An 11,829-nucleotide genomic window follows, 5' to 3' on the forward strand; every position below is an offset into this window, starting at 1 on the left:
ACCTCCTCATCGCTGCGCTCTGCATCGTCACGGCGCGAGTCATTATTCGTCCCGCACTTCGGTGGTCGGACGCTCCCCGGTCCATGAAATCTGGAGCACACCAAGCGGCTCCGACTGGTCGAATGCTACCGCCCGTGAACGATACAGCTCGAGCAGCGCCAGGAAGCGTCCCACGACCTCCATCGGTATCTCGCAATCGGCGACCAGCTCGGAAAACGTGGCCCATTGACCGGTGCCCCGCGCTTCGAGCATCGACAGCAATTTCTGGGCCTGCTCGGGCACCGAGACCTTGAGTTCGTGCAGGTGACCGATGGCCACAGTCGGCACCGGCCGCGGACTGAACGCCACCGCGGCGATCTCGGCAAAGCGTGTGGCATCGACACCGATCATCACTTCGGGAAGCAGCTCGGTGAACCGGTTCTCCAGCGACACCGAGCGCGGATAGCTGCGCAGCGCGGTGGCTTCCAGCTCGGCGAACATCTCCGCCACGTGCTTGAACGCGCGGTACTGCAGCAGCCGGGCGAACAGCAGGTCGCGCACCTCGAGCAGCGCGAGGTCTTCCTCGTCGTCGATCTGTCCAGCCGGCAGCAGCCGCGCCGCCTTGAGATCCAGCAAGGTCGCCGCGACCACGAGGAACGCGGTGGTCTCCTCCAGATCCAGCTGGGCGCCGATCTCGCGGGTGTAGGCGATGAAGTCGTCGGTGACCTGATGCAGCGCCACCTCGGTCACGTCGAGACGATGCGCAAAGATCAGCTGCAGCAGCAGATCGAACGGCCCCTCGAAGTTGGTGAGTCGGACTTGGAAACCAGCCGCGGAGCCGTTGTGCGGTGGCGCCTCACCATTGACTGTGTCGTTCACGCGCCAAATCGGTCGATGAACTCGCGGGCCAAGGCGCGATAGGCGATGGCGCCGGTCGACTTTGGCGCCCAGGTGGTGATGGGTTCGCCCGCCACGCTGGTCTCCGGGAAGCGCACGGTTCGGGTGATCACGGTGTCGAACACTAGATCACCGAAGCGCTCGACGACACGGGCCATCACCTCGCGGGCGTTGACGGTGCGCGGGTCGTAGCGGGTCAGCAGGATGCCGCTGATCTCGAGCTTCGGGTTGAGCCGGTCGCGCACCTTGTCGACGGTATCGGTGAGCAGTGCCAGGCCGCGCAGCGAGAAGAACTCGCACTCGGTCGGGATGACCACGCCGTCGGAGCAGGCCAGCCCGTTGACGGTGAGCAAGCCCAGCGACGGCTGGCAGTCGATCAGGACGTAGTCGTAGCGGTCCAGCACCGGGTGCAGCGCCCGGCCCAGCGTCTGCTCCCGGCCCACCTCGTTGACCAGCTGGATCTCGGCGGCCGACAGGTCGATGTTGCTGGGCACCAGGTCCAGATTGCGGACCCGGGTGGACATCAAGACGTCGCCGATCGACACCCGCGGCTCAACCAGCACGTTGTGGATGGTCTTTTCCAGCTCGTAGTGCGGGACGCCGAGGCCCGCGGACAACGCGCCCTGCGGATCCATGTCCACCAGCAGCACTCGCCGGCCGTACTCGGCGAGCGCGGCGCCCAGGTTGATCGTCGACGTGGTTTTCCCGACGCCACCCTTCTGGTTGCACATCGCAATCACCTTGGCCGGACCGTGCGACGTGCGTGGCTGCGGTTCCGGGATTGCCCGCGGCGGACGCCCCGTCAAGCCGATCTCGACGGCGCCGTCCGGGTGCTCGGTCGTCATGCCCGGGGTGTTGCGGAGGTGAACATCGCTGCAAAGTCTAACGGCTCAGCGCACCTACACCCGGCGACCCGCAGGCAATCCCACCAGCGAATACATCGGATTTTCGGCGCAGGCGAGCAGACCGTTACCTTGGGTAACACCCGCCCCAGGAGTATCAATCAAGCAGGGCTCTCGGCGACCTTTCTGGTTGTCGTCCCCAAGCGGTCGATCTGACGCATGTCCGAGCACCCGGGGATGGCCGAGACCAGGACATCGGCAACGAGACCAGTTTCGTCGAGATCTGACTCTCGCCTCGGCGCGCATCTCGACCGATCCCGCGCTGGATGTGACATGCTTTTCGGATGCAAGAGCGGCGGCCCAGTAGAGGCTAATGGCCCTAGGCTCGGGCGTGGGCCCACCAAACGATTCCGAGCAGCTCGACCCCAGGCTGCTGCGGATCGCTGGGGTCTGTGTCCTGGGCTCGATGATGGCGATCATCGACACGACCGTCGTCACGGTCGCACAACGCACGCTCGTCGCCGCCTTCCAATCCACCCAAGCCGTCATCGCGTGGACAATGACCGGCTACACGCTGGCCCTGGCCACCGTGATCCCGCTGGCCGGCTGGGCCGCCAACCGGTTCGGCACTAAACGCCTCTTCATGGGCTCGATCGCAGCCTTTACATTCGGGTCACTGCTGTGTGCGATGGCACCAAATATCCACCTGCTCATCATATTTCGAGTTTTACAAGGCCTGGGTGGCGGCATGCTGATGCCGTTGGTCTTAACTATCTTGACCCGTGAAGCCGGTCCCAGGCGGCTCGGCCGCGTCATGGCCATACTCGGTATCCCGATGTTGCTCGGCCCGATCTTTGGGCCGGTGTTGGGCGGCTGGCTCATCGACAGCTACAGCTGGCCGTGGATCTTCTGGATCAACCTGCCGATCGGTGCCATCGGATTCGTCTTGGCGGGGATCGTCTTTCCCAGAGATCACCCGTCGCCGTCGGAAGCCTTCGATGTCGTCGGCGTGTTCCTGCTGTCGTCGGGCCTGGCACTGTTCCTCTACGGAATGTCGGTAAGCCCGACCCGCGGCACGCTTGCCGATCGTCACATTTTGATCCCAGCCGCCGTCGGTCTGGCATTAATAGCCGGTTTCGTCTTTTATGCCCTTTACCGAACCGATCACCCGGTGATCGATTTGCGCCTCCTTAACAATCGTTCCGTCTCCCTCGCCAACGCTACGATGTTTTTGTTTGCCGCTTCATTTTTCGGCGCCGGGTTACTCTTCCCTAGCTACTTTCAGGAACTGCTGCACCAAACCCCTTTGCAGGCCGGAATGAGCATGGTCCCCCGCGGAATTGCTGCGATGGTGACAATGCCACTGGCCGGTTCTATCATGGATAGACGCGGACCGGGCACGATCGTTTTGGTCGGCATAACGCTAATCACTTTAGGCATGGGCGTTTTCGCCTACGGAGTCGCCAAGCACGCCAATTATTCACCGACTCTGGTTATCGGCCTGACGATCATGGGGTTGGGCATGGGCGCCACGATGATGCCGTTGTCCGCGGCCGCAGTACGGAGCCTGGCTCCGCAACAAATCGCGCGGGGTGCCACGTTGGTCAACGTGAACCAGCAGGTGGCCGCGTCGGTGGGAACCGCACTGATGTCGGTGGTCTTGACCAGCCAGTTCAATCGAAGTGAAAATATTGCTGCCTCCCGCAAACTCACTGCGCTACAAGAGGATTCTAGGCGACGCGCAGTGCCGATTGATCCTACGAAACTGCCGCCCCGAGCACTCAGTCCCGATTTCGCCGGGAATCTGCTCCGCGACCTGTCACAGGCCTACGCCGTAGTGTTCGCGCTGGCGGTCATCCTGGTGGCGTTGACGCTGATCCCCGCGGCGCTGCTGCCCAAGAAGCCGACAGCACCGTCTGGCTAGTGCTCGAATACCAAGGGGAGCGGCTTCACCGCCCGCACCATGCCACCCGGATACCCTGCCGACGCACCCGGTTTAATCCGATATTCACCAACCCTGCGGTGGAATTCGTCGAGGGCACAGCGCATTTCGAGCCGGGCAAGATGCGACCCCAAACAGCGGTGCGCGCCACTTCCAAATGCGATGTGCCGGCATTGTTTTCGATCCAACCTAAGATTCATGGGGTCCGGACACGTGTCGGCGTCGAGATTTGCCGCCGCCCAGAGGACTTGCACATAATCGCCGGCCTTGAGCTGGTAGCTCGATGGCAACGTCATGTCCTCGGTGGCCAGTCGCAGCCCCCATTGCACCGGGCTCTCCCACCGCAACAATTCTTCAACCGCGGAGTCCACCAAGGAGGGGTCCTCGCGCACCTGTCGTTGCGCGTCCGGGTGGCAGGCAAACCAGCCGAACATGCTGGACAGCGCACCGACGACGGTGTCCAAACCGGCGATCACTAGGAGTAAGAAGATGTTTAGCAGCTCTTCCCAGGTGAGCCGTTCGCCGTCGATTTCGGTGTGCAACAGCCCGGTCAGCAGGCCCGGGTGTTGGTCTGGTTGCTGCTCCCGCACGTCCAACTGCTCGCCCAAATAACCAAACATCCTCTGCAACGCCGCCATTCGCCGTTTGGCGTTGGCTTCCGGGGTGTCCTCGTTGGCACGCAAAATGTCTTCCTTGAACTGGATGAAAAACTGTCGGTCTTGCTGAGGCAACCCGAGCAGATCCACGAAGATGATGGACGGCAACGGCTCACAGAAGGAGCTGAACAATTCGACTTCATCGGCGTCGACGAAGTTATCGATGAGCGAGTTCGCCAGCCGGCGCACCACTGGCTCCAGGTTGGCGATCTGTGAGGTTTTGGCTTTGGGAGCGAACAGCGGGTCAAGCAGCCGGCGATACTTGGTGTGCTCGGCACCATCGATGTCGAGTGGAATCAGCCGCCGGCCGGCTGCCATCGGCATGCCGGCGTCGCCATTGCCCAGAACAGCGGGGTGCTGGGTGATGAAGACGATGTCCTCTCGCCGCGAGATGACCAAAGGGGAATCGTCGCCGCGATCGAGGATCGGGCACGCGTCGAGATATTTCGCAAAGATCTCGTGCTGCGGATCCTCGATTGCCGACTCACGCATCAGCGGATCACCGGGAGCGCTGTAGCGATTCCGCATGGTGTGAGCCCTAACTCCGCCGTCCATGGGCGGCCAAGACAAGCGAGCGAATCTCGGTCGCCGACACGGGCGATCGCGAGTCGGCCAGCAGGTCGGCGTCCGACGTGATCACGATGGGTGTATCGGCCGCCGAGTCGGGCAGCCGCCCGAGTGTCCCGCCGACGCCCGCGCCGTTGAGAGCAATCACCCCCATCGTGTACCGCAGCCCCACGGCTTTCTTCACCAACGCCGCGGCGGCCTTGGCTTTGACAGCTCGATCGTCAGGGTTCATCAGTAATTCGGCAGGGTCATAGCCGGGCTTACGGTGGATGTCCACGCACGGCGCGAACTCCGGAGCCCGATCGTCATCGAGCCAGCAGTAGTAGGTGAACCAAGCCCCCCGGTTCGGCGATGGACACCAATTCACCCGATCGAGGATGATCGATCGCCAATCTCTGCTGCTGAGTCCGGTCAAGCACCTGATCGACGCCGTCAAGATCATTGACCAAGCTGGCGACCCGACTCAAGTCGGCGTCGTCGCGGACATAGATATGCGCTACCTGATGGTCGGCGACCGCGAAAGCGCGAGATTGCCCCGGGTCCAGGTATTCCCGGCCTTGTTGGGTGTACACCGATAGGTAGCCCTGGCGACGCAGCTCACGGTTGATGTTGACCGGACGATGTGCCCCGGCGATCCCGTACTCCGAGACAGCGATGACGGTGACGCCGTCTTGGGCCGCGGCGTCGAGCAGCGGCCCCAGAGCGTGGTCGACGTCCCTCGCGGCGCTGATCGACTGCGGTGCCTGGGGCCGTAACGCTGAAAGTCGTAGTCCAGGTGTGGGATATAAGCGGTGAGCAAGGTTGGTGAGTACCGTCGCAGAATGTCGATCGACGCGTCGATGAGCCAGCATGACGACGTGAGGTTGGCCGTCGGCCCCCAGTACTGGAACAGCGGGAAGGTGCCCAGCTTCGCGGTCAAGGTGTCATGCAGATCCGGCGGAACGACGTAGCAGTCGGGCGATTTGCGCCCGTCTTGGTGGTAGACCGGCCTGGGCGTGACGATCACATCGTTCGTCGCATTCATCGCGTACCACCACCCGACGTTGGCCGACGTATAGCCGTCGAATCGGCCAGCCGCCGTCTCCCACACCTTCTCCCCCGCCACCAGCTTGTTACTTTGCCTCCACAGCAGCACTTCCCCGAGATCGCGGAAATACCAACCGTTTCCGACGATGCCGTGCTGATTCGGCATCAGGCCGGTCAGCATGGACGATTGCACCGAACACGTGACCGCCGGGAAGACCGGCGCCAGCGGGGCACTAGCGCCACGCGCTGCCAAGCCCGAAAGGTTCGGCATGTGCGCTAACAGCGGCTGTGTCAGTCCGACGACGTCGAGGAGCAGAACCCGTTGTGTCATGCTGGTCCCCGAGCACAGACAACATCGTTGAGCCAACGAATCTCGCTGGCAATATTTTCAGCCAGACTTGTCGTGCGCAGCGACGGCGGAAGGACATTCCACGTGTACGTCTCGATCTCGATATCAACCTGGTCCGGTAGTGCGCCATCGCGCCAGAGCGTAATCACTTCGCCGAGAACGGGTGCGGTGTTGTTCAACGGAGGGGGCGGAGGCGCGTGCAGCGGCACGTGATAGTGGATGCGTGCGCTGCCCGACCTCGGCATCGATGCATCGGCTAGAGAGAGGTCGTCACGAAACCACGGCTGCCCGTGCGCGTCGACTCCATTGATTTGGTGAAGATAGGGCGAGTCCACGAAGTCGCTCAGCGCCTCGACGACGCCGTCGGCGGCAAAGTCGTCGACCTGAATGGCGTTGGAAGCCTGGATCTTTACCACCTCGATTCCCACCTCGGCCAATCCGGCCAGAATCTCGACTGGATTCTCGTGCATCACCGCCAGATGACAGGTATCCAGGCAGAGGCCGAGATAGCGCGGGTCTACTGCGCCGGCTTCAATCGCCCGGGCAAACCAACCGATCGCGTCACCGCAGGAACCGATAACGCAGCCCGGCTCCGGTTCAATCGCCAATCTGATCCAGCGTCCGGATTCGTCTTCGATGCGGCGAAGGCACTCGCCGAGACTGGACAAGTTGTGACGAGCCTGGATCTCCGCCTCGTCGTCCCAGGGATCGGCCCAGCCCAACGGCAACGTTGAAATGCTGCCGTGTGCTGTATCGGTCAACAGCTCAGCAAGTACCTGCGCACTGCCCCGCGTGTAATCCAGTCGTTTTGATGTGGTCCAATCTGGCTGATAAACAGCATATTTCACCGTATCTCCGTGAAATCCCCCGTAGGGAAACGCATTCATGGTCACTACCGTCAGCCCGTTGTCTGCCGGCATGGCGGCCAGTCGGCTGCGAGCCCGGCGGTCCCTGCCCAGCTGAGCCATGGTGCGAGCGGGCAACCACAGCCCGATGCCTAGTCGTTCGAGCCCGGCACGCTCTCGCGCCGGGGCGAACACCGAAAAGATTTGCCGTTCGAGTGCGATCAGGGTATCGGCAGCCACGACGTTGCTGCAGTAGGACAACATCACGGCTTCTCCCCCCGGTTGATCGTGTTGCCCGCGAAGACCTCTTCATGGTCGTCGCAGAGTAGCCGCAGTTGCCCACTTTGGCCATAGAACTCTATTGGGTTGCGCCACATCACCCGATCGACGTCGTCGTCGCTGAACCCTGCTGCCTGCATGGCTTGAGCTGTCTTGGCCGTCTTGAGCGGGTCTGATCGGCCCCAGTCAGCAGCCGAGTTGACGATGATCCGTTCCAGACCGTAGCGCCGCATCAGCGCGACCATCCTGAACTCGTCCATCTTCGTGTCTGGATAGATCGAAAAGCCCATCCAGCAACCGCTTTCCCGCGCCGGCTCGATGGTCACTTCGTTCAGATGATCGAGCACCACCAAACCCGGGTCAATTCCCACCCGTTTGACCATCTCGATGCTGGCCAGGGTGCCGCCAAGCTTGTCCCGATGCGGTGTGTGTACCAGGGCGGGCAGCTGGCGCTCGGCTGCCATCTCCAACTGAATTTGGAAAACCGCGGACTCGTCCGCCGTCATCGAGTCGTAGCCGATCTCTCCTACGGCCACGACACCGCTCTTGGCGAGATAGCGGGGTATCTGTTCGAGCACTGAACGGCACCGACTATCGTTGGCTTCCTTCGGATTCAGCGCGATCGTACAGTTGTGGGAGATCTTGAACTGCGATGCGCGATAGCGTTCCCAGCCAATCAAACTGTCGAAGTAGTCCACAAAGGATGCGGCGTCGGTGCGGGGCTGTCCAAGCCAAAATGCCGGCTCGACGAGCGCCCGAACACCGGCTTCGTACATTCGCTCATAGTCGTCGGTGGTACGCGAGGTCATGTGAATATGGGAATCAAACAGCCTCACTCCACAACCTCCTTGATCTTGGCGGCACGGGTGCCATCCAGCAGCTCGATGTCGTCGGGCACAGTGCGTCCCGCAGCTCGTCGTTCGTTGACGTAATCTGTTGCCATTCTGGCGAGCTCGTCGTCAACTCGGGTATGCAGACCGGGCACCCGCGACAACGGCACCCCCATGAACACCAGCTTCATCACGCCGTGGCGCCAGGCGTGCTGGCTCAGAAAGCCGGTACCGAAGTCACCCAATGCAGCGGCCACGAGCCCAGGGTCGTTGCACCGCAGCGCATCCTCCGCCAGCTCGATGCCAGTGGCCACCGCCAACGCGCCGAGGTGGCCGTACAAGACGGCGACATCCAGGCCGCGCAGTACCGCTAAACGCTCGTCGCTGTCGCCCCATCGATAGAGCTTCTCGATGAGCGGAGCGACAACGTCATCGCCACACTCGGCTACCAAGCTGCTCAGCAGCCTTTCTCGGACCAATAGCGCGGCGCCCTCAGGTGACGATGCGTCTGCGACGACGCGCGTAACGCCGGGAAAGAGTTCGAGTATCTGCTCGGGCGAACGTTGAATGTGCCTCCTGGAGGCGGTAATCCACGATCGGGCCGACGACGGCAACCGGGCACTGTCGATCGCCCACCGACTTCTGCGCATCACATTCGGCGCGTCGTGCGACTGACGTGGCAGCTCGACGGAGGCGATCCCATCGAACCGAATTTCGCCCAAAGCGTCCATGACAGCACCCAAATCGAGCTCACCGTGGCCGAACTCGAGATGGTCATGATTGTCGGGCTTCATGTCGTCGAGATGAACATTGACCAGCTTGTCGCCCAATTCGACTATTAAGGCGTGTGCACTGCTCGGCTCGGTCATCACGCAGTGACCGACATCGAGCGTCACGCCGAGGCTTGGAGGATCGCCAAGCGCCCGACACACCGCGAGCGCATCGCGCACGGTCTCGACGAACATCCCGGGCTCCGGCTCGAATCCGAGTGTCATCGCCTTGCGGTCGGCATAGTCCACCACCCTGGCAAGTCGGCTCAACAGCCGGTCTCGGGTGACGTTGTCGTCGCTGTGCCTGACTGCGTAGCCCGACCACAACGAAACACAGCTGGCTCCGATGTCGGCGCCGATATCAATTGCCCGCAAAAGGAATTCGACTCGCGGTTCACCATCAATGTCGACCAGCGATGGTTTGTGTTTGTGCCGGGGATCAAGCAGATAACGTGCTCCCGTTTCGATGTTCGCCCGCAGCCCATAAGCGTCCATCAGCGCCCGCACGGCATTCAACTGGGCACCGAGATCAGCATCGAACGGCCGTATGTGGGGAAAGCCGATGGTCAGCGCGACGGCGCTGTAACCCTCGGCTGCGATCAACGCCAGGGCGTCGTCGAGCCGATGATCAGCCAAACTATTGGTGTTGTAGCCAATGTCGAACGTCTCGCTACTAGCCACGGAGCTCGTCATCATGTCACCTCGGTGGGTGTGGGAGCAGAAACCCCGAGCCGCACCCTAATTGCTAGAACGCACAACGCGTACATGGCAACCGAACGCTGGGACCGGGCCGCCAACATCGCCTGTACCGCGATCGTCGATGCAATACCGGCTCGGACCGAAGCTCGAATCCGTTCGGCGCTGGGCCGTTGCCACGCTGCCCACAGGCTGGGGCCGAATGACCACGCGTATACGCCGGCAGCCGGGGCCGCGCGGTGCCACGGTAGGGCAGCCGGTCGAGCGGTGGCCATCGCGGCAGCAGCGACTCCGCCCGCCATGATCGCCACTGCAACAGGAAGGCTGGGTTGCGAACCGCTCACCTCACTTTGTGAGAGCACCGTGATCGCGGTGGTGTGTAAACCCATCACCGACGCGGGAATCAGCGCACTGCGATAGTGCGGGGTGGCGCCCAGCATGACGTCGAGAAACCGGCAGCCCGCCATCACCAACGGTCCTGCCGGCGTGTCCTTGGCGACGAAGTCGTAGACGACAACGCATCCCGCGATTCGACCTGCGGCCGCTAAGCCGTGTCGCCCACCGGCGGCGGTCGCGGTCGCGAATCCCGCTGCGGCCAAGCCTGTCCCTAGGGCTAGCGCCGATTCCGCTGATACTCGACCCGACGGGATGGGCCGCTCTGGGCGCTCAATGGCGTCTCGTTTTCGGTCGGCAAAGTCGTTGAACACCATGCCGCTCCAATACAGCAAGACGGAAGCCAGCGGCAACGCGAGACGGCGACGAGACACCGACCGATTCGACCAAATGGCACCCACGACAGTGTCACCGAGAACCGTGAGCGCCGCCGGCGCCCTCATCAAGTCAAGGTAGTCGTTAACCCGCACAGGCTGCCCGAAACGACCTGGCCCACTGCAGTAACGAATCGTATTGCGCGAATAACGAATGCGTGGCTGAACCCCACGGTTCCTTGAAGAAAAAGCCCATTTCTCCAACAACGCCGTGCGCACTGCGCAGGCGGGCCATCGCCATTAGCCGGGCCGCGTCGAGGACTAACGGCGCCGCCAACGCGGAATCCGGTGCGGACCAGGTGGTTTGCAAGGTGATCTGCCCGCCCAGAAAGCCGGTGGCCTTGATGTGGTCCCAGGCGACCTTGGTCTCGCCAAGGTCGGGCACATAGTCGATGTGCAGCGGCGCAGTCACGTTGTCGCCAAGTAACTCTTGGATTCCCCGCTTCTTGCTGGCCAGCTTGGACTACACCGCGACCGGGTCGGCGAGCGTCGCGCCGTCACCACCGCCCAGCAGGTTCGTCCCGGCCCACGACTGAACGCTCATCGCGCGTGCGACAAACATGGGTGCCAGCACGGTGCGCAGTAGCGTTTGACCGGTCTTGGCGTCTTGGCCGGCGTAGAGAATGCCCGCGTCGTCGGCCAAACTACGCAGTGCCGGGATACCCAGCGTGGGAGACGGAGTGAAGCAGCAGTATGCGGCGCCGGCGCGCACCGCGGCGAGCGCGGTCAGACCGCTAGCCGGTAGCACCACGCGGTGGTTCTGGCCGATCAGTTCCAGTAGTAGGTCTGGGTCGTTAAATTCCGGCAAGTCCGCGACCGATGGTTGCGTCGACGCCACGTCAATGACGATCAGCACATCGAGCGAATGCCGGGATACGAAGGAGGCCATCGCCTCGCTCAGCCTATCCACCAGCTCGGCTTGGGTAGCGGCTCCGGCTGTCGACGGGTCTGCCGTGGCCATGCAGTCTGGGCCGAGGATCTCTTCGCCAGTAGCCGCAAGCCGATCCGACACCGCGTCAACTACGTTTTGCGGTAGAAGTCCCGCTTCGACAAGGGTCTCGGCACGTTTGACCACCGGAATAGTCGAAACATCGCGTCCCGCCACCACGAAATCAGCAAACCTCGGCAGCGGGATGTCGATAAAGTCCGCGGTTGCCGTCACGCAGCCAGTGGCTGGTATCAGTCCGGCGCTCAACCCATACAGGCCCACGATCGACGTCGTTGCCACCGATCCGCGCGCCCCGGTAAGCCACAGCCCGCAGCGCGGCGATGCCGGTTGACCTCGTTGCGGCCGCACGGATTCCCCAGGCGAGGCGTCCTCTTGCCGCATCGGGTGACCCCAATCCGAGGGTGCCGCTGCACCGACGCAGCAGCCGTAGAGAAG

The 11,829-nt window shown here is 62.6% G+C and carries 9 protein-coding genes and 2 pseudogenes; 1 reads left to right on the forward strand and 10 read right to left on the reverse strand.

The window, feature by feature from the left end:
- Window positions 1–42: 42 nt before the first annotated feature.
- A complete protein-coding gene (locus G6N54_RS04735; protein WP_163788773.1) occupies window positions 43–858 on the reverse strand; it encodes a segregation/condensation protein A in 816 nt (271 codons plus the stop codon).
- A complete protein-coding gene (locus G6N54_RS04740) occupies window positions 855–1,721 on the reverse strand; it encodes a ParA family protein (protein ID WP_163788774.1) in 867 nt (288 codons plus the stop codon). The genes G6N54_RS04735 and G6N54_RS04740 overlap by 4 nt, the downstream gene beginning before the upstream one ends.
- Window positions 1,722–2,109: 388 nt before the next feature.
- Here G6N54_RS04740 and G6N54_RS04745 point away from each other — a divergent pair, with 388 nt between their 5' ends.
- A complete protein-coding gene (locus G6N54_RS04745; protein WP_232073364.1) occupies window positions 2,110–3,642 on the forward strand; it encodes a DHA2 family efflux MFS transporter permease subunit in 1,533 nt (510 codons plus the stop codon).
- Here G6N54_RS04745 and G6N54_RS04750 read toward each other — a convergent pair.
- The 8 genes and pseudogenes from G6N54_RS04750 to G6N54_RS04780 form a co-directional block, all read right to left on the reverse strand.
- On the reverse strand, window positions 3,639–4,844 hold the full coding sequence (locus tag G6N54_RS04750) for a cytochrome P450 (protein ID WP_163788776.1): 1,206 nt from the start codon (window positions 4,842–4,844) through the stop codon (window positions 3,639–3,641). The genes G6N54_RS04745 and G6N54_RS04750 overlap by 4 nt on opposite strands.
- A gap of 10 nt (window positions 4,845–4,854) precedes the next feature.
- Window positions 4,855–5,250, reverse strand: a complete 396-nt coding sequence (locus tag G6N54_RS30225) for a hypothetical protein (RefSeq protein WP_232073372.1) — start codon at window positions 5,248–5,250, stop codon at window positions 4,855–4,857.
- Window positions 5,189–6,240: pseudogene (locus tag G6N54_RS31490) on the reverse strand (alkaline phosphatase family protein). Before G6N54_RS31490 ends, G6N54_RS30225 begins: the two are co-directional and overlap by 62 nt.
- On the reverse strand, window positions 6,237–7,367 hold the full coding sequence (eboE, locus tag G6N54_RS04760) for a metabolite traffic protein EboE (RefSeq protein ID WP_163794518.1): 1,131 nt from the start codon (window positions 7,365–7,367) through the stop codon (window positions 6,237–6,239). The pseudogene G6N54_RS31490 and the gene eboE overlap by 4 nt, the downstream one beginning before the upstream one ends.
- Window positions 7,367–8,218, reverse strand: coding sequence for a TatD family hydrolase (locus G6N54_RS04765; RefSeq protein WP_163788777.1), 852 nt, complete (start codon window positions 8,216–8,218; stop codon window positions 7,367–7,369). Before G6N54_RS04765 ends, eboE begins: the two co-directional genes overlap by 1 nt.
- Window positions 8,215–9,675: an EboA domain-containing protein gene (locus G6N54_RS04770; protein ID WP_163788778.1), complete on the reverse strand. Its 1,461-nt coding sequence runs from the start codon at window positions 9,673–9,675 to the stop codon at window positions 8,215–8,217. The genes G6N54_RS04765 and G6N54_RS04770 overlap by 4 nt, the downstream gene beginning before the upstream one ends.
- Window positions 9,675–10,541, reverse strand: a complete 867-nt coding sequence (locus G6N54_RS04775; protein ID WP_163788779.1) for an SCO3242 family prenyltransferase — start codon at window positions 10,539–10,541, stop codon at window positions 9,675–9,677. The genes G6N54_RS04770 and G6N54_RS04775 overlap by 1 nt, the downstream gene beginning before the upstream one ends.
- A pseudogene (locus G6N54_RS04780) lies at window positions 10,531–11,775 on the reverse strand (inositol-3-phosphate synthase). The gene G6N54_RS04775 and the pseudogene G6N54_RS04780 overlap by 11 nt, the downstream one beginning before the upstream one ends.
- Between the last annotated feature and the right edge of the window lie 54 nt (window positions 11,776–11,829).

The sequence above is a fragment of the Mycobacterium stomatepiae genome, assembly GCF_010731715.1.
In the GTDB taxonomy this organism is placed as follows: Bacteria; Actinomycetota; Actinomycetes; order Mycobacteriales; family Mycobacteriaceae; genus Mycobacterium; species Mycobacterium stomatepiae.

Bases quoted from the DNA above. Each gene is read 5' to 3' on its own strand.
- eboE (WP_163794518.1), bottom strand. From the start codon at position 7,367: ATGTTGTCCTACTGCAGCAACGTCGTGGCTGCCGATACCCTGATCGCA.
- G6N54_RS04750 (WP_163788776.1), bottom strand. From the start codon at position 4,844: ATGCGGAATCGCTACAGCGCTCCCGGTGATCCGCTGATGCGTGAGTCG.
- G6N54_RS04770 (WP_163788778.1), bottom strand. From the start codon at position 9,675: ATGACGAGCTCCGTGGCTAGTAGCGAGACGTTCGACATTGGCTACAAC.
- G6N54_RS04740 (WP_163788774.1), bottom strand. From the start codon at position 1,721: ATGACGACCGAGCACCCGGACGGCGCCGTCGAGATCGGCTTGACGGGG.